The sequence below is a fragment of the Paraplanobispora takensis genome, from assembly GCF_016863195.1.
In the GTDB taxonomy this organism is placed as follows: Bacteria; Actinomycetota; Actinomycetes; order Streptosporangiales; family Streptosporangiaceae; genus Planobispora; species Planobispora takensis.
The window spans coordinates 24,470-50,380 of record NZ_BOOK01000046.1 but is presented as its reverse complement, the minus strand read 5'-3'; the positions used below and the strand labels follow the sequence as shown (position 1 = coordinate 50,380).

The 25,911-nt window shown below is 72.6% G+C and carries 25 protein-coding genes; 14 read left to right on the top strand and 11 right to left on the bottom strand.

All coding sequences use genetic code 11. The annotated features are described in order from the left end of the window. The first annotated feature begins 5 nt into the window (after positions 1 to 5). Positions 6 to 1,244 carry a flavin-containing monooxygenase gene (locus Pta02_RS30005; RefSeq protein WP_203878393.1) on the top strand — a complete coding sequence of 413 codons (1,239 nt, stop codon included), beginning with the start codon at positions 6 to 8 and terminating at the stop codon, positions 1,242 to 1,244. Between the two features lie 28 nt (positions 1,245 to 1,272). On the opposite strand, the gene Pta02_RS30000 is transcribed toward Pta02_RS30005, so the two are convergent. Genes Pta02_RS30000 through Pta02_RS29990 form a run of 3 tightly spaced genes read right to left on the bottom strand, consistent with a single transcriptional unit; the run spans position 1,273 to position 2,759 of the window. Beyond that, entirely contained in the window at positions 1,273 to 1,803 is a 531-nt protein-coding gene (locus tag Pta02_RS30000) for a YbaK/EbsC family protein (RefSeq protein ID WP_203878333.1), read from the bottom strand. Then, complete coding sequence (locus Pta02_RS29995) at positions 1,793 to 2,095, bottom strand: ArsR/SmtB family transcription factor (protein WP_239131336.1); 303 nt, start codon at positions 2,093 to 2,095, stop codon at positions 1,793 to 1,795. The genes Pta02_RS30000 and Pta02_RS29995 overlap by 11 nt, the downstream gene beginning before the upstream one ends. Before the next feature lie 7 nt (positions 2,096 to 2,102). Next, a complete protein-coding gene (locus Pta02_RS29990; RefSeq protein WP_203878332.1) occupies positions 2,103 to 2,759 on the bottom strand; it encodes a winged helix-turn-helix transcriptional regulator in 657 nt (218 codons plus the stop codon). A gap of 77 nt (positions 2,760 to 2,836) precedes the next feature. Between Pta02_RS29990 and Pta02_RS29985 the strand changes: the two genes are divergently transcribed. The 3 genes from Pta02_RS29985 to Pta02_RS29975 are packed head-to-tail and all read left to right on the top strand — an operon-like array spanning position 2,837 to position 5,675. Next, positions 2,837 to 3,193, top strand: coding sequence for a hypothetical protein (locus Pta02_RS29985; protein WP_203878331.1), 357 nt, complete (start codon positions 2,837 to 2,839; stop codon positions 3,191 to 3,193). Then, positions 3,190 to 4,860, top strand: a complete 1,671-nt coding sequence (locus tag Pta02_RS29980; protein WP_203878330.1) for an MBL fold metallo-hydrolase — start codon at positions 3,190 to 3,192, stop codon at positions 4,858 to 4,860. The genes Pta02_RS29985 and Pta02_RS29980 overlap by 4 nt, the downstream gene beginning before the upstream one ends. Positions 4,861 to 4,895: 35 nt before the next feature. After that, the gene (locus tag Pta02_RS29975; RefSeq protein WP_203878329.1) at positions 4,896 to 5,675 is read left to right on the top strand and encodes a class I SAM-dependent methyltransferase; all 780 of its coding nucleotides are present in this window, start codon (positions 4,896 to 4,898) and stop codon (positions 5,673 to 5,675) included. A gap of 7 nt (positions 5,676 to 5,682) precedes the next feature. Here Pta02_RS29975 and Pta02_RS29970 read toward each other — a convergent pair whose 3' ends face one another. Further along, positions 5,683 to 6,591, bottom strand: a complete 909-nt coding sequence (locus Pta02_RS29970) for a phytanoyl-CoA dioxygenase family protein (protein ID WP_203878328.1) — start codon at positions 6,589 to 6,591, stop codon at positions 5,683 to 5,685. Positions 6,592 to 6,740: 149 nt separating this feature from the next. Here Pta02_RS29970 and Pta02_RS29965 point away from each other — a divergent pair, with 149 nt between their 5' ends. Beyond that, a complete protein-coding gene (locus Pta02_RS29965) occupies positions 6,741 to 7,805 on the top strand; it encodes a LacI family DNA-binding transcriptional regulator (protein WP_203878327.1) in 1,065 nt (354 codons plus the stop codon). Positions 7,806 to 7,827: 22 nt separating this feature from the next. Here Pta02_RS29965 and Pta02_RS29960 read toward each other — a convergent pair whose 3' ends face one another. Next, positions 7,828 to 8,775, bottom strand: a complete 948-nt coding sequence (locus Pta02_RS29960; protein ID WP_203878326.1) for a GbsR/MarR family transcriptional regulator — start codon at positions 8,773 to 8,775, stop codon at positions 7,828 to 7,830. A gap of 193 nt (positions 8,776 to 8,968) precedes the next feature. Here Pta02_RS29960 and Pta02_RS29955 point away from each other — a divergent pair, with 193 nt between their 5' ends. From Pta02_RS29955 to Pta02_RS29945, 3 genes are all read left to right on the top strand, one after another. Then, positions 8,969 to 10,603 (top strand): serine hydrolase domain-containing protein, encoded by a 1,635-nt coding sequence (locus Pta02_RS29955; RefSeq protein WP_239131335.1) that lies wholly within the window; start codon positions 8,969 to 8,971, stop codon positions 10,601 to 10,603. Positions 10,604 to 10,755: 152 nt separating this feature from the next. Further along, the gene (locus Pta02_RS29950; RefSeq protein ID WP_203878325.1) at positions 10,756 to 11,301 is read left to right on the top strand and encodes a PH domain-containing protein; all 546 of its coding nucleotides are present in this window, start codon (positions 10,756 to 10,758) and stop codon (positions 11,299 to 11,301) included. Beyond that, positions 11,298 to 12,722 (top strand): PH domain-containing protein, encoded by a 1,425-nt coding sequence (locus Pta02_RS29945; protein WP_203878324.1) that lies wholly within the window; start codon positions 11,298 to 11,300, stop codon positions 12,720 to 12,722. Before Pta02_RS29950 ends, Pta02_RS29945 begins: the two co-directional genes overlap by 4 nt. Here Pta02_RS29945 and Pta02_RS29940 read toward each other — a convergent pair. Then, positions 12,663 to 15,530: an AfsR/SARP family transcriptional regulator gene (locus Pta02_RS29940; RefSeq protein WP_203878323.1), complete on the bottom strand. Its 2,868-nt coding sequence runs from the start codon at positions 15,528 to 15,530 to the stop codon at positions 12,663 to 12,665. The genes Pta02_RS29945 and Pta02_RS29940 overlap by 60 nt on opposite strands. Positions 15,531 to 15,681: 151 nt before the next feature. Between Pta02_RS29940 and Pta02_RS29935 the strand changes: the two genes are divergently transcribed. The 4 genes from Pta02_RS29935 (at position 15,682) to Pta02_RS29920 (ending at position 19,821) form a co-directional block, all read left to right on the top strand. Further along, entirely contained in the window at positions 15,682 to 16,404 is a 723-nt protein-coding gene (locus Pta02_RS29935; RefSeq protein WP_203878322.1) for a hypothetical protein, read from the top strand. A 60-nt stretch (positions 16,405 to 16,464) separates the two neighbouring features. Beyond that, a complete protein-coding gene (locus Pta02_RS29930) occupies positions 16,465 to 16,995 on the top strand; it encodes a DUF3841 domain-containing protein (protein WP_203878321.1) in 531 nt (176 codons plus the stop codon). Between the two features lie 93 nt (positions 16,996 to 17,088). Then, the gene (locus Pta02_RS29925; protein WP_203878320.1) at positions 17,089 to 17,325 is read left to right on the top strand and encodes a hypothetical protein; all 237 of its coding nucleotides are present in this window, start codon (positions 17,089 to 17,091) and stop codon (positions 17,323 to 17,325) included. A gap of 168 nt (positions 17,326 to 17,493) precedes the next feature. Continuing rightward, positions 17,494 to 19,821 carry a putative bifunctional diguanylate cyclase/phosphodiesterase gene (locus Pta02_RS29920; RefSeq protein WP_203878319.1) on the top strand — a complete coding sequence of 776 codons (2,328 nt, stop codon included), beginning with the start codon at positions 17,494 to 17,496 and terminating at the stop codon, positions 19,819 to 19,821. A gap of 104 nt (positions 19,822 to 19,925) precedes the next feature. On the opposite strand, the gene Pta02_RS29915 is transcribed toward Pta02_RS29920, so the two are convergent. The 4 genes from Pta02_RS29915 to Pta02_RS29900 form a co-directional block, all read right to left on the bottom strand. Continuing rightward, a complete protein-coding gene (locus Pta02_RS29915; protein WP_239131334.1) occupies positions 19,926 to 20,849 on the bottom strand; it encodes an LLM class flavin-dependent oxidoreductase in 924 nt (307 codons plus the stop codon). Positions 20,850 to 20,925: 76 nt separating this feature from the next. Beyond that, the gene (locus tag Pta02_RS29910) at positions 20,926 to 21,390 is read right to left on the bottom strand and encodes a MarR family winged helix-turn-helix transcriptional regulator (RefSeq protein WP_203878318.1); all 465 of its coding nucleotides are present in this window, start codon (positions 21,388 to 21,390) and stop codon (positions 20,926 to 20,928) included. A 58-nt stretch (positions 21,391 to 21,448) separates the two neighbouring features. Then, positions 21,449 to 22,222 carry a thioesterase family protein gene (locus Pta02_RS29905; RefSeq protein WP_203878317.1) on the bottom strand — a complete coding sequence of 258 codons (774 nt, stop codon included), beginning with the start codon at positions 22,220 to 22,222 and terminating at the stop codon, positions 21,449 to 21,451. Between the two features lie 82 nt (positions 22,223 to 22,304). Further along, positions 22,305 to 22,922, bottom strand: a complete 618-nt coding sequence (locus tag Pta02_RS29900; RefSeq protein WP_203878316.1) for a TetR/AcrR family transcriptional regulator — start codon at positions 22,920 to 22,922, stop codon at positions 22,305 to 22,307. A gap of 90 nt (positions 22,923 to 23,012) precedes the next feature. On the opposite strand from Pta02_RS29900, the gene Pta02_RS29895 reads away from it, so the two are divergent. After that, entirely contained in the window at positions 23,013 to 23,750 is a 738-nt protein-coding gene (locus Pta02_RS29895; protein ID WP_203878315.1) for an SDR family NAD(P)-dependent oxidoreductase, read from the top strand. A gap of 59 nt (positions 23,751 to 23,809) precedes the next feature. On the opposite strand, the gene Pta02_RS29890 is transcribed toward Pta02_RS29895, so the two are convergent. After that, a complete protein-coding gene (locus tag Pta02_RS29890) occupies positions 23,810 to 24,736 on the bottom strand; it encodes a PaaX family transcriptional regulator C-terminal domain-containing protein (protein WP_203878314.1) in 927 nt (308 codons plus the stop codon). A 65-nt stretch (positions 24,737 to 24,801) separates the two neighbouring features. On the opposite strand from Pta02_RS29890, the gene Pta02_RS29885 reads away from it, so the two are divergent. Beyond that, on the top strand, positions 24,802 to 25,866 hold the full coding sequence (locus tag Pta02_RS29885; RefSeq protein ID WP_203878313.1) for an alpha/beta hydrolase family protein: 1,065 nt from the start codon (positions 24,802 to 24,804) through the stop codon (positions 25,864 to 25,866). Positions 25,867 to 25,911: the final 45 nt, after the last annotated feature.

The following is a 25,911-nucleotide window of genomic DNA, read 5'->3' as shown; positions in this document are numbered from 1 at the left end:
GAGTCATCGAAAGCGTCACGACAGTCGTCGTCGGCGCGGGGCACGCGGGCCTCGCGGCGAGCCACTTCCTGAGCGAACGGTCGATCGACCACCTGGTGATCGAGCGCGGTGAGGTGGCGAACTCATGGCGGCGCGAGCGCTGGGAGTCCTTCCGGCTGCTCACCCCCAACTGGCAGAGCCGCCTTCCGGGCCTTCGCTACCAAGGCCCGGACCCCGACGGCTACATGACCACGGCGGAGATCACGGAGTTCATCGAGCGCTCCGCCAAGCTCTCGGGCGCCCCCGTGCGGACCGGCACGGACGTCACCTCCGTACGGCGCGCCGGTGACGGGTACCGCGTGACGACGAGCCGCGGCGAGATCGCCTGCCGGACGCTGGTCGTCGCCAGCGGCGCCTGCAACCTGCCGGCGGTGCCGCGGTTCGCCGGCGCGGTGCCGGCCTCCGTCGAGCAGCTGACGCCGTTCGACTACCGCGAACCCGGCCGGCTGCCCGAGGGCGGCGTGCTCGTCGTGGGGGCCTCGGCGACCGGCGTGCAGCTGGCCGCCGAGCTGCGCAGGTCGGGCCGGCCGGTGGTGCTCTCGGTGGGGGAGCACGTACGGCTGCCCCGCACCTACCGCGGGCGCGACGTGTTGTGGTGGATGGACGCCTCCGGCGTGTGGGACCAGCGATACGACCAGGTCGACGATCTCACCCGGGCCCGGCGGCTGCCCTCGCCCCAGCTCGTCGGGACCCCCGAACGCGCGACGCTCGACCTCAACGCGCTCACCTCGATGGGCGTCGAGCTCGTGGGCCGCTGGGCGGACGTGCGCGACGGCCGCGCGCTGTTCTCCGGCGGCCTGCGCAACGTCTTCTCCCTGGCGGACCTCAAGATGGAGCGCCTGCTGGACACCTTCGACGAGTGGGCCGGGACGCGGGGCCGCGACGACGAGCTCGCCCCGCCCGAGCGCTTCGCGCCGACCCGGGTGCCCGAGTCGGCGCGCTGGCAGCTGGACCTGAGCGGCGGTGAGATCCGCACGATCGTGTGGGCGACGGGGTTCCGGCCCGACTACGGCTGGCTCGAGGTGCCCGTGGTCGACGAGAAGGGCCGGCTGCGCCACGACGGCGGCGTGGTCGACGGCCCGGGGCTGTACGCGCTGGGACTGCCCGTGCTGCGGCGGCGCAGGTCCACGTTCATCAACGGCATCGAGGACGACGCGCGCGAGGTGATCGCCCACCTCGCCGGGTATCTGGCCGTACGCCGGTGAAAGGCCCCACCGGCCCGGCGGGCCGGAGTCAGGAGGCCGTGATGACGGGGGCGAGGCGGGGGGCGGCCAGGCGGAGGTAGTCGTCGGTGGCCAGGGCGATCGAGCGGTCCAGCCGGGCGGCGTTGAAGAACAGCTCCGGCCCGTGCAGCAGTGCCGGATCGGCGACCACCTCCAGCTCGGGGTGATAGCTGAAGGGCAGTACGGTGCCGCTGACGCTGCCGGCCAGCTCCTCGGCCCTGCCGCGGTCGGCGAAGGCGGCATAGGTGCCCTCCATCAGGGCTTTCACCGCCTGCAGATCCAGGCGGGCATCGCCGGGCACCACGGCCAGCACGTGCCGGGTCCGCTTCTTGCCGATCTTGACCATCACGATCAGGCACTTGGCGGCCCGCGCGACGTCGTGTCCCCGCAGGGCGCTGACCGCCTCGGTGCGCCCCTCGGGCGGGTGGTCGATCAGACGATAGCGGGCTCCGGCCGCCTCCAGATCGGCGATCAACCGTTCATAGAGCCCCGCGCCGGGACTCCCGGGTGCGGCGGCACCGCCGCCCGGCTCACCACTCACCGCTCAGCAACTCCTTCGCCTCGGAAATGCGCTCCTCGTCGCGCTGGTAGAACACCCATTGCTTGATCTTCCTGCCGCGCAGCAGCCCGGCCTGCGCGAGCACCTTCAGATGTTCGCCGCAGGTCGGCTGGCTCACCCCCAGCTTCTGGGCGATGAACAGGGAGCAGACTCCGTCGCGCACCAGATCGCCGTCGCGCTGCGGCGGGAAATGGCGCTCAGGGTCGCGCAGCCACTCCAGGATCCTCAGACGCTTCTCGTTGGCCAGCGCCTTCACCAGGTCCACGTCCAGCATGAAGGAATTATGGCAATTTGCTAATTGCCTGTCTACTGCGGGGCAGGACGCGCCGGACGGCCTCCTGCGACCCGGTGATCTGTATGCCGTGCTCCGCCGCCTCGGCGAGGGGGAGGTTGCCGCTGAACAGGGTGAGGATGCGCGGTGGCGGCCCGGTGACGGTCGCCGCGGCGTCCGGGCCGGCGCCCAGGCGGAGCGAGACCTGCCCGCCGGCGACATCGATCACCACCGTCTGGTCCTCGGCGACGACCTGGATCGAGACCGGGGGCCGGTCGGGTTCGTGGTCGGCCAGGAACATCCGGACGGGCAGGCGCAACCACTGGCCGCGGAAGGCGTCCTGCGGCCGGTACTCGCTCATCAGCGGCACGCCCCAGCGGCCGAGCTCGGAGATCACCGACCCCAGGCCGGCGCCGCGCTCGGTCAGCCGGAACAGGGTCGTGGCGATCGGGGGCGGGGCGTCCTCGCGCTCCACCAGGCCGGCGGCCTCCATCTCGCGCAGACGGTCCGCGAGCAGGTTGGTGGCGATCCCCGGCAGCCCGGAGCGCAGGTCGGTGTAGCGCGACGGGCCGCGGGCCAGCAGCTCCCGCACGATCAGCAGGGTCCAGCGATCGCCGACGACATCGAGGGCTTTGGCGACGGAGCAGTACTGATTGTAGGAGCGCATGACCTGATCCTAGCATCAGACTTTAATTAATCACGCTATCGCTTGACTTTCTTGTCTTAGAGATTTAGTAACTTGTCATGGCTACCATCGGAACGCAGGCGTCCCCTGCCGCCGCGGGCACGTCTCCCGGCCCGCCGGCGTTCGGCCCGCCCCCGGGCGCCGGTCACCCCCGTGCCGTCTTCGCCGTCGTGGCCTTGGCGGTCTTCGTCTCCACCCTCGACGTGTTCATCGTCAACATCGCCGTCCCGGCGATTCAGGCCGACTTCGGGAACTCCTCCGTGGCCGGGGTGTCCTGGGTCGCCGTCCTCGGCACCCCCACCGCCTCCACCGTGATCGGCGCCCACGACGACACCCGCTGGTTCATGATCGCCTCGGCCGCCGCCGCGGCGTTCGCCCTCGCGCTCATCCGCCCTTCGAACGGAGAAGAGAGATGAACATGGAGATCGCGGCCCTGTCGGAGGTGGCGGCCTGGCCCAAGGCCGAGCGCCGAACCAGGATCGTGCTGGCGAACCAGTTCACGGCCGCCGGGCTCGACGGGGAGGGATTCGAGTTCTTCTCGGCCCTGTCGGCCCAGGCGCCGGACGACGCTCTCCTGCTGGCCCTCGCCGGCGCCTTCCAGTCCCGGCTGGAAGGCCGGGCCGCAGAGGCGATCGCCAAGCTCGACGCCGCCGCCTCCCTGGATCTGGGCCTGCCCCACTACTTCCGCGGGATCAGTCTGGCGGACCTGCCCGGGTGCGCGGGCCGCGCGGAGACGGTGGTCGAGGATCTGGAGTTCGTCCTCATGGTCAAGGACCGGTTCCCGCCCGGGTTCATGCGGCCCGTCCACGCGGCGCTGGCACGCGCCTACGATCTGCTCGGCCGTACCGAGGCGGCGGAGCGGGCGCGCGGGCGGGCCGGGCATCTGATCACCCCGCACTGGGGGAACCGCGAGGACGGGTTCCGCTTCGGCCCCCGGCGCCTGGTCGGATTCGGGCCGGGCGTGTACGCGGCCCAGGGCTACGACTTCTCCGACGTCGGCTTCGTCGTCACCGGCGACGGGGTGGTCGCGATCGACGCCGCGAGCACACCGGAGCACGCGGCCGCGGCCCTGCGCGAACTCCGCGAGATCACCGAGCTGCCCGTCACGCACGTGATCCTCACGCACGCCCACGCGGACCACGTCGGGGGAGTCGACGCCTTCAGGGCCGGCGGCGCCACGGTGATCGCGCAGGCGAACTTCGCCGGCGAACTCGCACTGCAGAACTCCGGCCCGCCGCCGCTCGGCTACTACCTCCCACGCGAGGGGGAGAGCCGTCGCCTGGACCTCACGCCCGACCGCCTCGTACGCGGCAGGCAGACCCTGACGATCGGCGGCGTGGAGTTCACCCTCATCCCGATCCCGGGAGGGGAGACCGACGACGGGCTGCTCATCCACATCCCGAGTCTGGGCGTGGTCTTCACCGGCGACATGAGCATGCCCTATCTCGGCGCCCCGACCCTGGCGGAGGGATCCGCGGAAGGACTGTTCGAGGCCATGCGGACGGTCATCGGCCTGCGGCCGCGGCAGCTCGTCCACGGGCACACCGCACTGACCGAGAACTACACGATCGAGGCCTTCCCCGGACTGCTCGCAGCGCTGCGGGACCTGGAACGACTCGTCGCGGCCGGGATCGCGGACGGGCTGACCCTCGTGGAGATCCTGCGGCTCAACCACCTGCCGGACGTCCTCAGGGAACATCCCGCGGCGGTCATGCCGTACCTGGTCACCCGTGACAACTTCATCCAGCGCCTGCACCGCCAGCGGACCGGGTACTGGCACAGGCGGGGCGAGGGCATCGAGCGCTTCGCGCCCGCGGAACTGGCCGCCGCGATGGACCTGCTCGGCGGCGGGAGCGCCGCGGCTTTCGGCGCGGCGGGTCGCGAGCTGGTACGGCGGGGCGAGCAGGCCCTGGCGCTGCACCTCGTCGACCTGGGGCTGCTCAGGCACCCCGAGGATCCCGATCTCGCCGGCCTGAGGCGACGGCTCCTGGATTCGCTGGTCGCGCAGAACCAGATGCTCAACCCGTTCAAGTTCATGCACTACGCCGCACTCGCCGGCCTCGACCTGGCTCCGGCCGACTGAATGACCGCCCGGCGCGGCCGACATAGGCTGCAGTGGTGGCCTTCGACGTCAGTGCCGACGCCTACGGGCGCTTCATGGGACGCTACTCCGAGCCGCTCGCGGTGCGGTTCGCCGGCCTGGTGGACCCCCGCCGGGGTCAGCGGGCGCTGGATGTCGGGTGCGGGCCCGGAGCGCTGGCGGCGGAGCTGGTCCGGCGGCTGGGGCCGGACGCCGTCTGCGCCGTGGACCCCTCCGAGGCGTTCGTAGCGGCCGCGCGCGAGCGCCTGGACGGAGTGGACGTGCGGGCGGCGGCCGCGGAACGGCTCCCCTTCGCCGATGCGACCTTCGACGTCACCTTCGCCCAGCTGGTCGTGCACTTCATGGGCGACCCCGTCGCGGGACTGCGCGAGATGGCACGGGTCACCCGGCCGGCGGGGGTGGTGGCCGCCTGCGTGTGGGATCACGCCGGAGACGGCGGTCCGCTGTCGCTCTTCTGGCGGGCCGCCCGTGACCTCGACCCCGAGGCCCCCGACGAGTCCGGCCTGGCCGGCGCGCGAGAGGGACACCTGCGGGAGCTGTTCGAGCTGGCCGGTCTGCGCGACCCGGAACCGACGACCTTGTCCGTGCGGGTGACGCATCCGACCTTCGAGCAGTGGTGGGAGCCGTTCCTGCTGGGGGTCGGGCCCGCGGGAGAATACGTCGCCGGGCTCGGCCCCCGCCGCAGAGACGAGCTGCGCGAGCGTTGCCGGCGGCTGCTGTCCTCCCCGCCCATCCGCGTCGACGCCACCGCGTGGACGGTGCGGGCCCATCCGCCGCCGGCGGCCGGGTCCCGGTGATCGGCGCTCACGCCTCTCCCATCACCAGGCCCTCGATCGTGTGCTTCTGCGTGATCGGGCGCAGCTCGTCGACCACCGGGCAGGGCAGGTGGTCGCGCACCTGCGCGGGCAGGCTCTCCCAGTAGCCGCGGGTGACGGCCATGTCGTGGCGGGCGGCATTGCCCGCACCGGGGGCGTCGACGCCCAGGACGAGCACGGGACGGTCCTTGGCCGAGCGGTTGGCCGTACCCCGGTGGATCGTCAGCGCGGAGCGGGCCGAGATGTCGCCGCGGCGCGGATACTTGCGCACCGCGCGCTCGCGATAGCGCGCGTAGGCGTCCCTGGGCGGGAACATGCCGTGCTCGAAGGAGGGCTCGTCGTCCCACTGCGTGCCGGGGGCGATCTCGAACGGTCCCATGTCGGGCTCGGTGTCGACGGCGGTGAGGTTGAACGCCAGTGAGGTGAGCCTGCGGTGGGACCGGGTCTCCTCGGGCATCGGGAAGTCGCGGTGCCAGGGCTGGTCGACCGCCCCGGCCAGCGGCACGTCGAAGCCCAGCTCGACGATCTCGTACCGCGGGCCGAGCACCGCCTCGCAGACCGCGCTCACCCACGGGTGGGTGACCAGGTCGGTGAAACCGCGCAGCTGCTCGGGGTGGATCTCGACGTAGTAGCGGTTCGGGCCGCGTCCCACCGCGCCGCCCGGCCGGGAGAGCGCCTCGCGGAAGGCCGCCTCGATGTCCTGCGCCATCTCATCGGCCCATCCGGCCTCGAAGGCGCCCTGACGCGCGGTGATCCCGTCGCGGTGGAGGTCCGCGACCGCGGCCGCCACGCTCGCCTCGTCGGCCCGGATGTCGCGCCAGCCCGCCGGTGCGGACCCGGGCCGCCGCTCGCCGGCCGTCCGCGGCCGAGCCGGGGTGGGACGCACTGTCTCCGTCATGCCTGCCAGCTCCTTTTCTGGGGGATTCATCCATATTGCATCGTTGCATGCAACGTTGCAACAGTGCTTTGCTGGCGAGGGAAGGTGCCCTGTACGAGGGCCTGGTGCCAGGCTTGTGGCGCGGCGGGGCACGGACGGGAGGACGGGCGGTGGGCGCGAGCCTGAAGGACGTGGCGATGCGGGCGGGGGTGTCGGTGCGCACGGTGTCGAACGTCGTCAACGACTTCCCCCAGGTCGCCCCGGAGACCCGGCGGCGCGTGCAGCAGGCGCTGGAGGAGCTGCAGTACCGCCCCAACGCGGCGGCCCGGCTGCTGCGCGCGGGCCGGTCCGGGCTGGTCGGGCTGGTCATCCCGGAGATCGACTCGCCGTACTTCGGGGAACTGGCCTCCCTGCTGGTCCAGGCGGCGCAGCAGTACGGCTGGACCCTGCTGGTGGACCAGACCAACGGCGATCCCGATCGCGAGCGCCTGCTGCTCGACGGCCTGCCGGGACAGATCGTCGACGGACTGGTCATGAGTCCCTGGGCCCTGTCCCCGGCCGAGCTGCGCCGGCGCGCCGACGCCGTCCCCCTGGTCCTGCTCGGCGAGCAGGACGCCGCCGGACTGATCGACCATGTGAGCGTGGACTCGGTGGCGGCCGCGGCCGAGGCCACCGACCACCTGATCGGCCTGGGCCGTCGCCGGATCGCGGCGATCGGCGTGCAGCCGCACCTGGCCAACGGCACCGCGCAGCAGCGGATCGCCGGATACCGGCAGGCGCTTGGGGCCGCGGGGATCGCCTGCGACCCGGCCCTGGAGATGCCGGTGACCGCTCTGCACCGGGCCGACGGGGCCCGGGCCATGCGCGAGCTTCTGGAGGGGGGACACGCCCCGGACGCCGTCTTCTGCTTCAGTGACCAGCTCGCGCTGGGCGCCCTGCGGGCGGCGCTGGATCACGGCCTGGCCGTCCCGCGCGATCTGGCGGTGTGCGGGTTCGACGACATCGAGGACGGGCGCTACGCCACCCCGTCGCTGACCACCGTGGCCCCGGACAAGACCGGGATCGCCGAGCGGGCGCTGGCCTGCCTGGCCGACCGGCTGAAACGGCCGGCGGCCGGAGCGGGCAGGCGCCCGGACCCCGCGGCGCCGTCCGGGGACACGCCGCCACCGGCACGCAAGATCGTGGCCGCCCACCGGCTGGTGGTCCGCGAGAGCACCGCCGGCCGGCGGGGGTGAACACGGCCGGTCGCCGACCTCGTCACTTCCGGGTCCCCGGAGCCGGGCGGGGGCTGAGAGTCAGTGCCTCGCGCTGCGCGGGGCTCAGCCGGTCCGGCCTCGGGGTGACGACGTAGGCGCCGTCTCCGAGACGCTCCACGGCGAGCGGGTCGGACAGGACCGGGCGACCTCCGAGCACGTCCAGGGCGCCGGCGACACGCTGAGCGGGCCAGTCCAGCGCCGCGGCGAGGTCGTCCGCGGTGAGCGGCCGGGCGGCGTGCACGAGCGCGGCGATCACCGTCAGCGTGTCGGCCTCGGCGGTGCGGCCGAGACCGCCGTCGTCCATATGGTCGCTGATACGGGCGAAGAACCGGCCCATCTCGCGGAGCCGGGTCCCGGCGGGGGTGCCGGAGCCGAAGATGTGCGCTCCACGCCGCGCGGCCGCCGAGACCTCGGCGTGCGCCCTGGTGTCGGTTCTCCAGGCGCGGAGCCAGACGTCATCGCCGATCACATATCGCTCGCGGCGCCCGTCCGGATCCCGGCCGCGTCCCACCAGTCCGATCGATTCGAGGTAGCCGACGGCCTTGGACACCGAGGCCGGGCTGACCTGTAGCCGGCGTACGAGGTCGGCCGATGTCAGGCTCCCGAGGTCGGAGACGAGCAGGCAGGTGAACACCCGGGAGGGCATCCGGGGCAGTCCGGTCCCGGCCAGCAGGGCGGCGAACTCCTCCGCGAAGCGGCGCGCCGCCTCGGTCTGCCGCCCGTCGGGTTCGGCGGCCCCGACCGGCCTGCGCCGGCGGGCGCGCTGCTCGGCGGCCTGCTGGGCGCGGTCCGCCAGATAGCCCGCGGGCCCGCCGTTGCGCGCGACTTCGCGGGTGACCGTGGACGTGGGCCTGCCGAGCCGCCGGCCCATGTCGGCGTATCCCAGCCCGTCGGCCAGCCAGGTCGCGATCTTCCGGCGATCCTCATGGGTCAGCCTGCCTCCGGGCATCGGCCGAGCCTCCTCTTCAGATGCGTTCACCGACAATACATTGCAACGGGCGAATGGCATGAATTGCTTTACCGACAATGCCGTTGCAACGATCCGCTGCTACCTCCCTATATTCGCTCACTTTTCATTGACGCTATCCGAAACGCAACGTAGCCTTTTCTCCCACGGAAAGGAAACGCCTATGTTGGATGTAATGCGGACACGGGCGCGGGTGGCCGAACTCCTCGCCGAATACCGGATCCCGAGCGCCGCGATCGGGATCCTCCGCGACGGGGAGATCGTCGACTTCGCCGTCGGCGTCAAGAACGCGGTGACGCGCGAGCCCGCGACGACCGACACCGTCTACCAGTGCGGCTCCATGACCAAGACCTGGACCGCCCTGGCCTTCATGCAACTCGTCGACGAGGGGAAAGCCGGCCTGGACGAGCCGGTGCGGACCTTTCTCCCCGGTTTCCGGGTCGCCGATCCCGAGGTCGGCGCCAATGTCACACCCCGCCGGCTCCTGAACCACACGAACGGCATAGAGGAGGCCTACGGCGATCCAGGCCAAGGCGACGACGTGTACGAACGCATGGTCGCCAATATCGCCGATGCGCCCCAAGTGCACCCCTTGGGGTACACACACGGTTACAGCGCCGCCCTGGGCTATGCCGTTCTCGCCCGCGTCATGGAGGTGGTCGACGGCAGACGGTGGGACGACATCATGCGGGATCGCCTCTTCGATCCGCTGGGGCTGACCGGTACGAGCACCTGGCACGCCCAGGTCGACCCGCACCGCGCCGCGACGGGGCACCTGGTCCGCTCCCTCGACGAGGGGCCCGTCATCTCACCGCTGACCCACTTGCCGCGGTGTTTCGGCCCCGGCGGCAACATCAGTTCGACGGCGCGGGACGTGCTCACGATGGCGCACGTCTTCCTCGACGGCGGCAGGGCGCCGGACGGCGCCGGAATCGTCTCGGCCGAGGCCGTGCGGGAGATGATGGAATCGCGTGTTCCCGTGCCCGATCCGTATGCGTTCGGGCCGGAGTGGGCCCTCGGTCTCATCGTGTGCGACTGGCACGGCGAGACCGTCTACGCGCATGACGGCAGTACCGTCGGCCAGAGCGCGCGCCTGCGGATCCTGCCGGACTCGGGCCTGGCCCTCGTGCTGCTGGCCAACGCCGGGCCGCGGGACGGTTTCTACAGGAAGGTGTTCAACGAAATCCTCCCCGGCCTCGGCGCGCCCACGATCCCGGACCTGCCGGAGCCCGGCCCGGCCCTGCCCTCCGACCCGTCGAGGTACGAAGGCGTCTACGAGCGGCCGGGCTCCCGGTACACGGTGTCGGCCGAGGACGGAGGACTCCACCTCACCTTCACGGTGAATCCCGTGGAGGCCCGACTCGCCGGCAAACCGGAACGCATCACCTACGAGCTGCTTCCGATCAGCGAGACGCACTTCCTGATGCCTCCGGCGAGCCCGCTCGAAGACCCTCAGACCGTTGCCATCTACGACTTCCGGCACGGAGCCGCGCAGTACCTCCACACCGATTGCCGGGTGAATCCGAGAGCGAACGAGGAGAACACAGGAATGCACGTCATGGTGGTGTCCGCGATTTCCGACGCCGGCAGGTTCTGGGACGCGCTGAAGGCGGCGTACGGGCAACTGCCGAAGGGCGCCAGGTGGACGCTGGCGGTGGCCAGCACCGACGGGACCAAAGCGGTGAACGTCATCGTCCACGACTCGGTCGACAGCGTCAGAACCTTCTTCGACGAGCACGCCGGCCCCTTCGCCGCAACGGAGTACTTCGAAGCCGACGCGGCCAACGCGGTCGGCCTGCCGAAGGCGTAGCCGCTCCGGCCGCGGGGGAACCGGACCGACGTCCTCGGGAAGTCGCCGGCGCGCGGGGCCGCCGCTCGTGATGGGCGACGGCGACCAAAGTAGGTGCCGTCGTGGACCTCCGCATGAAGCGGCGCGACCCCGGCGGCCACCAGGCTGGTCCCATGAGAACGGTTACGGACGCCGACGGCGCCCGCCTGGACGGGCCGGGGGCACGTGGGGCGGGAGCGGTGCTGCGTCCGCCGCGCAATCGGGTGGACCGGAGAGCGGTGCCGGTGTGGACCATCGAGCTGCTGCTCCTGACCGTGCCCGTGGCGGCCGGGGCCGTCGCCGCCTATTGGATCTTCACCTCCCGTCCGGTCTGGCTCGGCGTCCTGACCGGTGGCTTCGCCGTACTGCTCCTGGGGCTGGCCGTCCACACCCCGCGCGCCCATCACCGGCTGAACCGCTGGGAGGTGACCGGCGAGGCGGTCTACACCCGCACGGGCTGGTTCACCCACGTCTGGCGGGTGGCCCCGATGTCGCGCATTCAGACGGTCGACACCGAGCGGGGGCCGGTGAAGCGGCTGTTCGGGCTGGCCGATGTGACGGTCACCACCGCCTCGGCGGCGGGGGCGATCAAGATCGAGGCGCTGGATCACGAGCTGGCCGCCGAGCTGGCGGAGCGGCTGACCGCGATGACCCAGGCCACGCCGGGGGACGCCACGTGATCGCCTGGCGGCCCCTGCACCGGCGGAGCCTGGCCGCCTCGGCGGCGATGTCGACGGCGATCGTGGTCCCCGTCGTGGCCGTCCTGATCAGAGTCCTGCCCCGGGACTGGACGGCTCCGGTCCGCGCCGGCGTGATCGCGGGCGCGGCGGTGCTCGTCGTCGCGGGGGTGCTGGTGTTCGACCTGCTGCGGCTGCGCACCACGGCCTGGCGGCTCACTGGCGAGCGGCTGGAGCTGCGTTCGGGCATCGTCTTCCGCGAGCACCGCTCCGTGCCCCGCGACAGGATCCGCAGCGTCGATCTCACCGCCGATCCCGTACGGCGCGCGCTGGGCCTGACCGTCGTCAAGATCGGCACGGGTGAGCACACCTCCGGTGAGCGCACGATGCTGACCCTCGATCCGCTGTCCCGGCGGGACGCCGAGGAGCTGCGCGGCGTCCTGCTGTGGCAGGCCGGGCAGGAGCACGGCGGCGACGACCCGTCCCGGGACGCCCCCCTCGCCGTGCTGGACTGGTCGTGGCTCAGGCTCGCGCCGCTGACCGTGTGGACCGTCGCGGGCGGCGCGCTGATCGCCGGCATCGCCTACAAGCCGCTGGACGCGCTCGGCGTCGACCTGGTCGAGTCGGGTGCCGCCGCACAGCTGTGGGAGGGGGTCACCACCCGTCCGTGGCCGGTGATCCCGCTGCTCCTGGCGGTCAACGTCCTGGTCGGGCTGACCGGCGCGGTGGTGACGTTCGCCACCGCCTGGGGACGCTACCGGCTGGAACGCGAGCCCGGCAGGCTGCGGCTGAGCAGGGGCCTGCTCACCGCCCGCTCACTGACGCTGGAGGAGCGCCGCCTGCGGGGCCCGGGCCTGGGCTCCCACGGACGCTCGGGCCCGGGCTCCCACGGGCACCGAGGCCTGCGCCCTCATCCCGGGGCCGCCATGACCAGGCGGCTGCGCGCGACGGTCGTCTCCACCGCGTTCCTGGCGGCGGTGGCCGCGGCGGCGGCCCGGTCCTGGTCCCTGCCGCCTCCCTGGAGCTGGTCGTGGGCGGTGCCGGTGCTCGCCCTGCCGGTCACGTTGTGGCTGGCGGCGGACGCCGCCCGGGGACTCGGCCACGCGCTGGGCGAGCGGCACCTGGTGACACGCGCCGGCGCGATCGTACGGCGCACCGTCGCCCTCGACCGCGGCGGCGTCGTCGGCTGGACCGTCAGCGAGTCGTACTTCCAGCGCAGGCTCGGCCTCATCACGGTCTCGGCGACCACGGCGGCGGGCGACGGTCACTACGACGTACTGGACGTGGGCGCCGAGGAGGGCCTCGACCTGGCGGCGCGAGCCGTACCCGGTCTGCTCGGTCCCTTCCTCCGCACGCCCGGACCACTACGTGACGGTCTTGGCGGCGAGCTGCTCGATCCGTTCTCTGAGCGCCACGGCGTCTGAGGTGTCGAGCTGGTCCAGGAGCGTCAGTGCCGAGCACCAGCAGTCCCGGGCCTCGTCGTGATCGCCCGCCGCGGCGTGCGTCTCACCGAGGTGGGTCAGGACGGCGGCCTGCATCGAACGCTCGCCCAGTTCCCGGAACAGGGCCAGCGCCTGCCGGTAGCAGCCGGCCGCCCGGTCCAGGCGGCCGAGATGGTGATGGGCGTAACCGACGCTGTCCAGGGTGCACGCCTGGCCGTAGGCCGAGCCGATCCGCCGCTGCAGGCTCAGAGCCCGCTCACCGACCGCCAGCGCGTCGGCGTGGTCGCCGAGCCGGGAATGGCACCAGCCGATCATGTTGAGGGCGTTGGCCTGCCCGGTGGTGTACCGCGCCGCCCGGAAGAAGGACAGGGCCTGGAAACCGTGCTCCAGCGCCGCCCGATAGTCGCCCTTTGCCTCCAGCGCCAGGGCCAGGCCCATGTGGATGTTGGCGCGGCTGTCGTCGTCGCGTTCGGCGACCAGCTCCAGCGCCTGCCGCAGATAGGCCAGCGCCTCGTCGAGGCGGCCCAGCTGGGCGTAGGTGGTGCCCAGCCCGCGCAGCACCTTGACCTGGCCCGGCCGATCGCCCAGGCGCCGGGTCGCCGCCAGCGCCGCCAGCTGCACGCTGGCCCGGTCGCTCCAGTGTCCTCGCCACTGCAGGAACTCGGCCATGTTCCACGCCAGTTTCCAGGCGTGCACGTCGCACCCTGTGTCACCGGCCCGCTGTACGGCCGCCAGCAGGTTGTGATGCTCGGCGGTGAACCAGTCCATCGCCTGCTCGCGGTCGGGCACCTGGCCCAGTGTCACCTGCGGTGCGGCGGCGGCCACCTCGACATGGTTGCGGTGCGGATTGAGCAGGACGGCCGCGGCGTGGGCGGTGTGCAGATAGTGATCGAACAGCCGTCGCGCGGCCGTCTCACGGGTCAGGTCGTCGTCGTGGCGGGCGAGGTCGGCGCTGTAGGCGCGCAGCAGGTCATGGCAGGTGAACCGGCCCGGCCGGTGTTCGGTGACCAGGCTCGCCGCGCTCAGCTCGGTGAGCAGGCCGCGCGCCGCCGGTACGGCCAGGCCGGCCAGGCTGGCTGCGGCCGCCATCGAGATGTCGGGGCCGGCGCTCAGGGCGAGCAGGCGGAACAGGCGCGCGGCGGCGGGGCTGAGCGTGCGATACGACCACGACAGGACCGCGCGCACGGCCGTGCTGTCATCGCCCGCGCTCAGGGCGTCCAGCCGGTCGCGCTCCTCGCGCAGTTCCTCGGCGAAGGCGGCCAGCGGGAAGGCCGGGCGCTCGGCGGCGCGGGCGGCCACGATCGCCAGGGCCAGCGGAAGCCGCGCGCACCGGGTGACGATCTCATCGACCGCCTCGGGTTCAGCGGTGACGCGTTCGATGCCCAGGCGGCGGGTCAGCAGCTGCCGCGCCTCTCGGGGGTTCGGCACCTCCAGCGACAGCGGCAGGGCGCCTTCGGCGGCGACGAGCCCGGTGAGCCGGTTGCGGCTGGTGATGAGCGCCAGGCAGCCGGGTGCCCCGGGCAATAGCGGCCGGACCTGGTCGGCGTCGCGGGCGTTGTCCAGTACCACCAGCATCCGCCGCCGGGCCAGCAGGCTGCGATACAGCGCGCTCCGGGCGCCGACGTCGGCCGGCAGGCGCGCCGCCGGTACGGCCAGGGCGTGCAGGAACCCGCCGAGCGCCTCGCCCGGGCTCATCGCCGATCCTCGCGGAGCGAATCCGCGCAGGTTGACGTACAGCTGGCCGTCGGGGAAGCGGCCGGCGACCCGGTGCGCCCAGTGCACCGCCAGCGCCGTCTTGCCCACGCCCGCGATGCCCGACACCGTCAGGACGCGGACCGCGGTGGGCTGCTCGCAGCCGCGGGCCAGAGCCGCGTCGAGGCGGGCGAGCTCGGCCCGGCGTCCGGTGAAGCCGTGTGCGTCCAGCGGCAACTGCGCCGGCGCGACGGCCTGCGGGCGCGCCGGTGCCGCCGAGGCGCCGCCGGCTCCCGGCGATTCTGCCGGCCCTGCCGACAGCGGCGGGGCCGGCGCCGGGACGGCGGAGGCGCCGAGGGTCCCGTTCAGGATCGCCCGGTGCAGCTCGCGCAGCTCCTCACCGGGGTCCAGGCCGAGCTGGTCGGCCAGCCGCCGCCGGAACGCGGTGTAGCAGTCCAGGGCCTGCGGGATGCGCCCGGCGGCGTGCAGGGCCCGCATCATCGCCGTGACCAGGGGCTCTGACAGGGGGTTGTCCAGCAGCAGGTCGGCGAGCGGCTCGACGACCCCGGCGGCGTCGCCCAGCCGCAGTTCCGCCTGCGCCCAGCGCACCGCCGCCTCCAGGCGCTGCTGATGCCATGCCTGCCGTACGCGGGCCGCCCAGTCGCCTTCGACCCCGCCCATGGCCGCGCCCCGCCACAACCCCAGGGCCTGCCGCAGCAGCCCGGCCTCCTGCGCCTGCGGGCACCGCCCGGTGCGCACCTGTTCGACCAGCTGCCGGAAGCGGTGCACGTCGACGGCGGCGGGGTCGATGTCGAGCGCGTACCCTCCACCGCGGCGGGTGAGCCTGGCCGGCTCTTCCGTACCGGCGTCCACCTGCGCCAGCAGCCTGCGGATCCGGGCCAGGTAGACGTGCAGGGCGTGGCGCGCCCGCTCGGGAGGGGTCTCGCCCCACACCCGGCCGGCGATGGTGTCGGCCGGCACCGGGCGCGGCGCGTCCACCGCCAGGGCCGCCCACACGGCCCGCTGCCGCGGCGGCCCGAGATCCACCGGCCCGTCCGCCGCCCACAGCTCCAGCGGGCCCAGCATGCGCAACTCCACGATGACCTCTTTGCGGTTGCAACCGGCTGTGCGCCCGGATGAGCGGGGAGCGAGGAATCCGCGGGGTTCGATCACTCCCCAGGCCGATGCTGAACCTGTGATCAACCCGTGTCAACCGGCCCGTGCCGAGCCTGGTTCCGCCGTCCGCTCTATGATCGCCGTCGGCGGAGCGCAGTCCGTCGACGACGGATCGGACGGGGGGTACAGCGTGATCGGGGAACTGCTCCAGGACGTCATGGTGACCGCGTACGGTGAGTGGACGCCGGAGAACGGGTGCGCCGCCGCCGAGATCGCGGCGGCCGGGGAGCGCCTCGGGACCGGCCTGCCGGACGCCCTGCGCGACTACTACGCGGTGGCCGGGCGGCACGCGGAGCTGATGGGCGCCGGCGGGCACGAGCACACCCTCCGGATCCACGATCCCGGGCATCTGACGGTCGAGGACGGATGGCTGGTCTTCTGCGGGGAGAACCAGTGGAGCGCGCAGTGGAGCGTGCGCCCGGACGACGCGGACTGGTCCGATCCCCGCGTCGACGGCCGGGCCGAGCCCGGGGGGAAGTGGTACAGCGAGTGCCGCAGGCTGTCGGCCTTCCTGCTCAACGTCGCCTGCAGGCAGGCCGTGAGGTCACTGCCGTACCAGGCCACCTGCCGGCTGCGGAAAGGACAGCTGGAGACCGTCGAGTCGCTGCTCGGCTACCTCGGCTCACGGGAGGCCTGCCGGGGCGGCGACTGGCTGAGCTTCATCGACCGGCCCGCCCGGGTCCTGGCCGGTTACTCCTACATCACCTCGACGGTGCGCCTCGGAGCGGTGGCGCCGGACGCGCTCGCGTCGTTCCGGGAACGGTCGGGCCTGCGTCTCAAGACCGAAGACCGGTAGGCATCCCTTTTTCGGATAATCGCGTGGATTGTTCCGTCCCCGCGCTGGCACAATCGCCCGATGCGTTTGTGGACGGTCCAGCACCGAGCGGTCCTGGAGATGCTGGAGGACACCGGCGAGCTGGTCGGGGACTGGGACCGGATCATGATCCGGAACTACCGGGCCTGCTACGAGGCGATGGTGACGGAGATGGCGCGGCGCGGCCTCGACTGCGGGGACCGGCCTCCGGTGTGGGCCTGGGCCGGGCCGGACACCCGCGACAACGGCGTGGCGACAACGGCGGAACTGCTCCTGTGCCCGGAGACTCCGCAGGAGTACGCCCGCTACGTGGTGCTCGACCTGGACGTGCCGGACGAGGCCGTCCTGCTCAGCTCGTACGGGCGCTGGAACGACTTCATTGAGGCGGTCGTCATGGGCGGGGGATCGCCGGAGATGGACTGGTCGATCGACTGGGAGGACCTCAACGGGGTCCAGGCGTGCCTGGCGCGCGTCACCGCCGGATGGGTGCTCGGCGCCCGTCCGCTGGAGCCGTTCAAGCCGGAGGAGGAAGCCGGGGACGAGGAGGCCGGGGAAGAGGCGATCGGCTCCTGACCGTGCGCCCTTTCCGGTCGTGATGACGGCGGATGTCCCGTACGGTGATCGGCTACCGCCCGCCGGGCGGATCGCCGATATCGGGAGCAGGACATGTGGAAGATCATTAAGATTCTCGGATTCGTCGTGGGCGCGTACTTGATCGTCCGAGCCGTCGCAGAACCGTTCGTCATCGACATGTCCGATCCGGCGACGTACCGGAACGACTGGGGCGGCCCCGGCCTCGCCGGTGTGCTGGCGGTGCACTGCGGACCCGGCGTCGTGGCGGCCGGGTTGATGACGTGGGCGCTGATGCGCCGCCGATCGCGGTCGCGTGGTGAGAGCCGTTGAGGTACGGCCGACGGCCGCGCCCGTCCCGGTGACCCACCCTGCATCGTCGATGCCGGGCTTTTCTGCCGGAGCGCCCGGGACACTTTCCAAGTCAGAGCGCTCAGGAGCGGTGGCGGGAGGCCGATAGGGGGCATATCGTCTCGACGCGGCAGGAAAGGAAAAGGGAGCATGATGAGCCGATGGGAGTCGGCGGCGCTCGTGCCGGCAGGCTCACGCCGTCGGCTCGCCCGTGACGCCTGGATGCTTTGCCTGCTGGCCGGCGCCGCACTGGCCGCCGTCATGCCGCTGCTGATGCGCATGTCGCCGGTGCTGGAGGTGGCGGCCTGGTCGACGGTGCAGGGGACGGCCGCGCTGGCCGTCGTGACCGCGACCGGCCGCCACGGACTGAGCGGCCTGTGGCCTTGGCGGCTGATGCGCCTGGGCGTCGTGATCATCTGGCTGTCGACCACTCTGGCCTGGGGCGTGGGCTGGGTCGGGCTGCACAGCGAGGTGTCGCTGGCCGTCCACAACGTCGGCAAGCTGGTCGCCTACGGCCTGTCGCTGGTCGCGCTGATCATGTTGAGCCTGCGCAGTTCGGCCGGTCGCGGGGCGGCGCTTCTGGACGCCGGTCTCATCACCGTCGGTGCGGCCATGCCGATGTGGACCTTCGTGATCGGGCCGGCCATCGACCGCAGCCCCCACATCGGCGCCGATCTGCTGTTCGCACTCGCCCTGCCGGTCATCGACCTGTTCTTCATCGGGCTGGTGATGCGCCTGGCCCTGGACAACGGCCGCGCTCCGTGGCTGATGCTGCTCAGCGGCGCCTACGGCGCCATGTTCCTGGCCGACGGCGCCCACCTGATGAGCGAGGCGGCCGGCCACCCCGACAGCGCGTTGTCCACGATCGGCTGGATGGCCTGGTCGGTGCTGATCGCCGCCGCCGCCCTGCACCCGTCTCTGGCCACCGCGGCGCGCCTGCAGGATCCCGTGGCGACCAGCCGGGTCCGGGTGACGTTGTTCCTGGTCATGGCGTTGTTCAGCCCGCTGGCGTGCGTCATCGGCCAGATGGGTCTCGGTCTGGGCACCGCGGCCCGGCCCCATGACGCCTTCGCGCTGATCGGGCTGACCGTGTTGCTGGCGGTGCTGCTGGTGGCGCGGCTGAGCGTCGTGGCGCGCCTGGCCGAGGAGCACCAGCGCAACCTGACCCGGACCGCCTCCCAGGACCCGCTGACCGGCCTGGCCAACCGCGGCCTGCTGGGCGAGGCGTTGCAGCAGGCCATCGCCGGCACCGCCCCCGGCGCGTCCCCGCCGGCGTTGCTGCTGCTGGATCTGGACGGCTTCAAGGACGTCAACGACAGCTTCGGCCATCCGATCGGCGACGGGCTGCTCGTCCAGGTCGCCACCCGCCTGCGGGCCCTCAACGTCAACCAGCGGATGCTGGCGCGTCTGGGCGGCGACGAGTTCGCCCTGGTGCTGCCCGGCGCCCCGGTCGAGGAGGCGCTCACCACCGCCAGGCGCATCCTGACCGTGCTGCGGGCCCCCTACCGTCTGGCGGGCCACGAGATGCACCTGAGCGCCAGCATCGGCGTGCTGGCCGGTGTGCCGGTGGACAGCCCGACCGAGGCGCTGCGCGACGCCGACCTGGCGCTGTACGCGGCCAAGCACGCGGGCAAGGACCAGCTGGTGCTCTTCCATCCCGACCTGCGCAAGGACCGCCTGGAGCGCACCCGGCTCACCCTGGGCCTGCGCCAGGCGGTGACCCAGCGCGAGCTCACCTTGGTCTACCAGCCGGTGGTGGACCTCGGCTCCGGCGAGATCCACAAGGTCGAGGCGCTGGTGCGCTGGAACCCGGCCGGCTCGCGTCCGGTGCCGCCGGACGTGTTCATCCCGATCGCCGAGGACAGCGGCCAGATCGTCGCCATCGGCACCTGGGTGCTGGAGCAGGCCTGCGCCGACGCCCGGCGCTGGTACGAGAGCCACGGCATCGCGGTGACCGTCAACGTCTCGGGCCGTCAGCTGCGCGAGCCCGACTTCGCCGAGAAGGTGACGGACATCCTGGCCCGGTACGGCCTGCCCGAGCAGGCGCTGGTGCTGGAGATCACCGAGAGCATGCTGCTGGCCACCACCCCGGCCGAGACCACCCGCATCATCGCCGCCCTGACGGGCCTGCGCGAGCACGGCGTGCGGATCGCCCTGGACGACTTCGGCACCGGCTACTCGTCGCTGTCGTACCTGCGCACGCTGCCGGTGGACATCCTGAAGATCGACAAATCGTTCACGCCCGCCCCCCAGCACCCCGACTACGAGCGGATGCGCGTCTTCACCAAGGCCATCACGGAGCTGTCGGCCGGGCTGGGACTGCAGACCGTCATCGAAGGCGTCGAAACCCAGGAGCAGGCCGTCCTGCTGCAGCAGCTGGGCTGCCTGCTGGCGCAGGGATACCTGTTCTCACCGCCGGTCGGCGCCGCGCAGATCGACGCCCTGCTCGATCAGGAGCCCCGGCGGCAGGTCGCCTGACCGCCCGGCCGTCGAGGCCGGATGCGCAGTGCACGGCCGGCGGTGCGTACGACGCACGGTCTGTCCGCCCCGCCCGCTTCACACAGGCCACTGTTGCGGCACGGCTATTTCGCGATCGCCTCGCGGACAGACGGGACGATCTCCCGGGCCCAGCGGGCCAGGACGGTGAGGTCGGCGGCGCCGTGGTCGGCGGAGAAGAGCATGAAGCCCGACGCGCCGTGCTCCAGTACGGCACCGGTCAGCTCCTCGGCCCACTGGCCGACGGAGCCGCCGATCCAGCGCCCCTCGTGGTCGCGGGTGGCGGGCAGCGGGCGCTCGGTGATGCGCCCGGGGAGGTTGAAGACCGTGCGGATCTCGCCCGGGTCGCGGCCGGCGGAGACCGCCGCCTCGTCGATGATCGGCCGCGAGGTCCGGTAGCGCTCGCTGAGCCAGTCGGCCGCGTGGCCGGGGATCCAGCCGTCGGCGACGCGGCCGGTGGCGGCCAGGGACTTCGGCCCATTCGACCCCGTCCACACCGGGGGCGCGGACACGGGGGCCGGTTCGATCCGGTCCACCCGGTAGTGACGGCCCCGGTGGGTGACCGGCGGGCCGCCGCCCGACAGCTTCCTGACCAGGACGATCGCCTCTTCGAAGGCGTCCACGGCCTCGCCGGGCGTCTGCCGCGGCACGCCCATGTCGGCGATGCGGTCCCACAGTCCGCCCGCGCCCACGCCCAGCACGACGCGGCCGCCGGACAGCGCCGACAGCGACGTCACGGTCCGGGCCAGCATGGGGGCGGGCCGGGTCGGCAGGTTGGTGACGTTGGCGAAACCGGCGATGCGCCGCGTACTCCCCAGGATGAAGCCGAGCGCGGCGTAGGCGTCCAGCCGCGCGCCGAGGTAGGGGTGGTCCGACAGTGAGAAGAGGTCGAGCCCGTCCCGGTCGGCCTGCCGGACCATGCGCGACAGCTGGGGTGCTTCGTCGACGCCGGAATGCGCGCCGAAACCGAAGACGACGTCAGGAGTGGTCAAAGTGGTGCCTTTCCGCATGCGAGGAAGAATGATAGTTCGCACTACGAACCATATTAGTTCGTAGTGCGAACTTCAATCCCTCTTCTCCCGGGAGTCAGTGCGCGGCGTCCGGCTCCATGAAGACGGCGGGGACCTCGTTGTCCGTCACGACCCGGCCGAGCAGGGCGGCGAGGGTGTCGCGCTCCGCGGGGGCGAATCCCGAGGTCAGCTCATCGATCCGGCGGCAGGTCTCGGTGTGGAACTCCTCGGCCAGCTCGGCGCCGCGCCCGGTCAGCGACACCCGCACCGCCCGGGAGTCCCCGGGGTCGCAGTCGCGCCGGACCAGGCCGTTGCGTTCGCTGCGGTCCACCAGGCCGGTCAGGCTCGACTTGGCCAGGCCGAGCGTCGCGCCCAGTTCGCTCATGCCGTACGGCTGCGCCATCAGCACGCACAACAGCTGGCCCTGCTGCTGGGTGAGGCCGTACTCGCGGGCGGAATCCGCGTAGACGGCGTTCACCAGGAACGTGGACCGCACCAGGGCGGCCACCGTCCCGATCCGGCCGTCGTCATTCTTGCTCACCGGCCCAGATTAACAGTTCGTGGAACGAACTACTGTTCCCGCTCTCCCGGCCGGCGGTTCAGCGCCGGCGGACGAGGAGGGGCTGGGTGACCTCGCCCACGTAGCCGCCGGGGTCGAGCAGCGTGGCGCGGGCGAGGCCGAGGCCGTCGTCGGACAGGTGGGTGTCGCAGTCCATGTGGACCCAGTCGCCGGTGGGCGGGCGCAGCAGGGTGGTGGTCATGGTGGGCGGGATGGACAGCCAGTGCTCGGGCGGGAGGGCCAGGGACAGGCCGTTGGCGGAGTCGGCGACGATGAGGGTGCGGGCCAGGCCGGTGAGGGGCTGCCCGGCGACGAGGGGGATGCGGACGCGGGTCCAGACCTGGGCGGTGCCGGAGTCGCGGTGGTTGAAGCGCCATTCGACGGCCTGGCCGTACCCCCAGTCGGACAGGCCGGGAAGGACGTGCCCGGCCGGTGCGGCGGACAGGGACGGGGGCAGGAGGGGCCGGCTGCCGGCCGGTGGGGTGGGGCCGACGGCGATGTGCCAGGCGTGGGCGGTCACGGTCGCCCGCCCGTCGACGATCAGGTGGGCCTGGGCGAGGCGGACGCGGCGGCCCGGCCGGAGTTCGGTGACCTCGACGCGGGCCGGGCGGCGCGGGATGGGGCCCAGGAAGTCCACGCTGATGCGGGCCAGGCGCATCCCCGGGCCGGCGGAGGCGTCCAGGAGGTGGGCCAGCAGGGCGGTGGGCGGGCCGCCGTGCTGGGCGTCGGCGTCCCACGGGCTCTGGGTGGCGGGGGTGGGCTCGTACCCGCCGTCGGAGGTGGGCAGGTAGAACGCCTCGGGCAGATCATTCATGGATCGATCCTCGCGGAGGTGGTGCGGCCGGGCTCATGCGGGTTCGGGAATCCTGTCTCGACCCCCTCCTCCGCCCGGGTGCTCAGCGTTCCGGGGCCGGTGCCAGCGAGCGCAGGTAGCCCCCGGCCGCGATGAGGGCGATGCGCAGCCGCTCCGGATCGCGGGTCGTCTTGGCCAGCAGCAGGCCGCCCTGGATCGTGGCGAGTACGGCGTAGGCCGACTGCTCGGTGTCGGTGTCCGGGCCGAGCAGGCCGCGCTCCCGGAACCGGTCCAGCATCGTGCGCAGTTGCCCGGCCCAGGTGCCGAAGGAGAGGGCGAGGTCCTGCCGTGCGGCTTCGTCGGTGTCGGCGAGCTCGGCGGCGAGCGATCCGATCGGGCATCCGACGTGGCAGTCCATGGCCTGCTGGTAGGCCACGAGCGTGTCGAACCAGGCCTCCAGGCCCGCCCAGGAGTCGATCCGCTCCAGTCGTTCCGCGACGCCGTCGACGATCGCCGCGGTCTGCCAGGCGATGACCGCGCGGACGAGCGCCTGCTTGTCGGCGAAGTAGTGGTAGAGCTGGCTCTTGCTGGCCCCGGCCTCGGCCAGCACCTGATCGAGGCCGGTGGCCTCGACTCCCCGGCGCTCGATCAGTTTGGCCGCGCTCGCCACGATGCGTTCCCGGGTGCGCCGCCCGCGTTCGGTCTTCGGTTCCTCCGGCACCCCGCCACCGTACCACCGGGTTGGACTGATCGGTCCAGTTGCGTTTAGAGTGGACCGATCAGTCCAATTCTTGTCGTGGAACGAGGTCCCATGCGACTCACCGGTTCTCGCGCTCTCGTCACCGGAGCGACCTCCGGCATCGGCCGCGCCATCGCCGAGGCGTTCGGGCGCGAAGGCGTTCATGTGCTCGTCTCCGGGCGCGACGCGGCGCGCGCCGCCGAGGTCGTCGCAGGCATCACCGCCGCCGGCGGCACCGCCTCCCCGGTCATCGCCGATCTCGGCGCGCCGGACGGGGTCGCCGCCCTCATCGAGGAGGCCAAGGCGCACGGCCCGATCGACGTGCTCGTCAACAACGCCGGCATCTATCCGATGGGCGCCACCGCCCAGACCGACGAGGAGACGTTCGAGGCCACCATGGGCCTCAACGTGCGGGCGCCGTTCTTCCTGACCGCCGCCCTCGCCCCCCTCATGGCCGCGCGCGGCCACGGGCGGATCATCAACGTCAGCTCGATCGCGGCCCATCTCGGCACCCCCGCCATGGCGCTGTACGGCGCCTCCAAGGCCGCCCTCGAACTGCTGACCAAGGCATGGGCGGCCGAGTTCGGACCGGCCGGCGTCAACGTCAACGCGATCGCGCCCGGCCCGACCCGTACCCCCGGAACCGCGCCCATGGGCGCCGGTCTGGACGAGTTCACCAGCACGTTCCCCGCCGGCCGGCCGGCCGTGCCGGAGGAGATCGCCGAGGCGGCCGTCTATCTCGCGGGCCCGGGTGCGACGTTCGTGCACGGCGCCACCATCGTCGTGGACGGCGGCCGGATGGCCGTCTGAACCGGGATGCGGCGGCCGGGGTCCGGGCGAGGGCGCCGTCGAGGCTCAAGGCTCCCGGCTCAAGACTCCCCGGCCTCCACGATCTCGCGCACCACGTCGTCGTAGAGGCGGAACAGGCGGGGTGCGCGGGCGGGGTCGGCCTGCCGCGGCAGCTCCGCCCAGCACTGGGCGAGCAGGGCCCGCGCCCGTACGCCGGGCCAGGGCCGGGGGAGCAGTTCGGGGGGGAGCAGCGGGTCGGGTTCGACGGCGCGGGTGAACTCCGCGGCGAGCTCGATCGCGATGGTCAGCACCTCCTCCTGCGGCAGCGGGCGAGGGCCGCGCAGCCGGGCCAGGCGGGATCCGGCGACCTCGCCCAGCCGCCGGTGGGCCCGGGCGATCCGGTCCAGGGGCCACAGGCGGGCGGCCAGCGCGCGCGGGTCGCGCTCGCCGCCGACGCGCAGGTCGCCGCTGGTGAGGAGGGTGACGAACGCGGCGACTCCGATCCGGCCGGCCTCGGCCTCGACGAGCTCCTCCCAGTCGTTCGCCGAGACGTACAGACCGCCGTGCAGGGGCGCGCCGCCCAGGCCGACGATGGCCTCGCGCAGCGCGTCGCGGGCGGGTCTGGCCGTCTCGGGCACGGCGAACGCCACCAGATGCCAGACGCCGTCCCAGGGGGCCTGCCCGCGGTCCTGGCGGTACATGTGCCGCATGAACTCCGCGTTGGGGGCGATCGACCGGCGGAGGTCGCCGGCCGCCCGCAGCAACGCCCGGCGGCCCCGCCCCTCCTGGACGAGCTGCCCTTCGGCGACGAGCCGCTTGATGCACAGCCGTACCTGCTGGTCGGTCATGCCCAGCGCGCCGGCGACGGTGTAGAGCTCGCCGGCGTCGACGGTCCCGTCCTCGCGGACCATGCCCTCCACCAGAATCCGGGTCGGGACCTCCACGACGCCGTCGCGATCGCTCTCCCGCTCGCCTTCCCGCATGCCGGCCATCCTCTCAGCTTCCACAACTATCATTTATAGTACGGTCGTAATCAATACGATAGTTTTGTAAGTGAACGTTGGGGATCGCGATGAACTCTGAACCGTCCTCCTCCGCCCCGGTCGCCGCGGGCCGGCGCCGCAGCCGGTGGCTCCGCCGGCTGCTGGGAGTCCTGGCGGCCGTCGTGGCGCTGCTCGTGGCCGGTGCGGGCTGGGTGGTGTACCAGAACACCTACGACATCCGCGAGGAACAGGTGACCATCACCGGCGGCGCGCAACCGCTGAAGGGAGTGCTGGCCCGGCCGGCCGGGGGGCGGGGGCCGTACGGACTGGTGGTCTTCGTCCACGGGGACGGCCCGATCGACGCCACCCACGAGACCTTCTACCGGCCGGCCTGGGAGGCGTTCGCGCGCGCCGGCTACGCCTCGCTGTCGTGGAACAAGCCGGGGCTGGCAGGTGCCCCCGGCAACTGGCTGCACCAGAGCATGGAGGACCGGGCGCAGGAGACCATGGCCGCCATCGCCTGGGCCAAGCGGCTGCCGGACATCGACCCGGCGCGGATCGGCCTGTGGGGCGCCAGCCAGGCCGGCTGGGTGCTGCCCAAGGTCGCCGCGCGCATGCCCGAGCTGAAGTTCGTCGTCGCCGTCTCCCCGGCGATCAACTGGCTCCGGCAGGGCCGCTACAACCTGCTGGCCGAGCTGAGGCAGCGCAACGCCTCGCAGGAGGAGATCCGGGCCGCGACGGCCCGCAGCGACACGACGCGCGAGCACCTGCGCAAGGGCTCCACCTTCGAGCGGTACCGGGCCGCGGTCGGAGACGTGGACGGCATCACAGCCGACCGCTGGCGGTTCATCCTGGCGAACTACACCGCCGACGCCTCCGAGGACCTGGCCAGGATGCGGACCCCGGTCCTGCTGATGCTGGGCGGGCACGACGTCAACGTCGACGTCGCCGAGACCGAGGCAACCTACCGCAGGCTGCTGAGGCGGCCCGGCCAGCTGCAGGTGCGGCGCTATCCGGGCGCCACCCACTCCATGGTTCCCAGGGACGTCGAGGACTCGGAGATCAAAGCGCTGGTCCTGGCCCTGGCGGCCCCCCGGTCCCTGAGCGCCGAGGGATATCTGGACGACCTGCGCCGCTACGCGGCGGGCCGGTAGCCGGCCGTCGGCGAAGCGGCCGAGGACCGGGCCCCGGGCCCGCCT

What these genes read in the sequence shown, in the direction of transcription:
- Pta02_RS29950 (WP_203878325.1), top strand. Translation starts at nt 10,756, where the DNA reads ATGAGAACGGTTACGGACGCCGACGGCGCCCGCCTGGACGGGCCGGGG.
- Pta02_RS29935 (WP_203878322.1), top strand. Translation starts at nt 15,682, where the DNA reads ATGATCGCCGTCGGCGGAGCGCAGTCCGTCGACGACGGATCGGACGGG.
- Pta02_RS29955 (WP_239131335.1), top strand. Translation starts at nt 8,969, where the DNA reads ATGCGGACACGGGCGCGGGTGGCCGAACTCCTCGCCGAATACCGGATC.
- Pta02_RS29960 (WP_203878326.1), bottom strand. Translation starts at nt 8,775, where the DNA reads ATGCCCGGAGGCAGGCTGACCCATGAGGATCGCCGGAAGATCGCGACC.
- Pta02_RS29970 (WP_203878328.1), bottom strand. Translation starts at nt 6,591, where the DNA reads ATGACGGAGACAGTGCGTCCCACCCCGGCTCGGCCGCGGACGGCCGGC.
- Pta02_RS29930 (WP_203878321.1), top strand. Translation starts at nt 16,465, where the DNA reads ATGCGTTTGTGGACGGTCCAGCACCGAGCGGTCCTGGAGATGCTGGAG.
- Pta02_RS29980 (WP_203878330.1), top strand. Translation starts at nt 3,190, where the DNA reads ATGAACATGGAGATCGCGGCCCTGTCGGAGGTGGCGGCCTGGCCCAAG.
- Pta02_RS29990 (WP_203878332.1), bottom strand. Translation starts at nt 2,759, where the DNA reads ATGCGCTCCTACAATCAGTACTGCTCCGTCGCCAAAGCCCTCGATGTC.
- Pta02_RS29905 (WP_203878317.1), bottom strand. Translation starts at nt 22,222, where the DNA reads ATGAATGATCTGCCCGAGGCGTTCTACCTGCCCACCTCCGACGGCGGG.
- Pta02_RS29925 (WP_203878320.1), top strand. Translation starts at nt 17,089, where the DNA reads ATGTGGAAGATCATTAAGATTCTCGGATTCGTCGTGGGCGCGTACTTG.
- Pta02_RS29895 (WP_203878315.1), top strand. Translation starts at nt 23,013, where the DNA reads ATGCGACTCACCGGTTCTCGCGCTCTCGTCACCGGAGCGACCTCCGGC.
- Pta02_RS29995 (WP_239131336.1), bottom strand. Translation starts at nt 2,095, where the DNA reads ATGCTGGACGTGGACCTGGTGAAGGCGCTGGCCAACGAGAAGCGTCTG.
- Pta02_RS29915 (WP_239131334.1), bottom strand. Translation starts at nt 20,849, where the DNA reads ATGCGGAAAGGCACCACTTTGACCACTCCTGACGTCGTCTTCGGTTTC.
- Pta02_RS29920 (WP_203878319.1), top strand. Translation starts at nt 17,494, where the DNA reads ATGATGAGCCGATGGGAGTCGGCGGCGCTCGTGCCGGCAGGCTCACGC.
- Pta02_RS29985 (WP_203878331.1), top strand. Translation starts at nt 2,837, where the DNA reads ATGGCTACCATCGGAACGCAGGCGTCCCCTGCCGCCGCGGGCACGTCT.
- Pta02_RS29885 (WP_203878313.1), top strand. Translation starts at nt 24,802, where the DNA reads ATGAACTCTGAACCGTCCTCCTCCGCCCCGGTCGCCGCGGGCCGGCGC.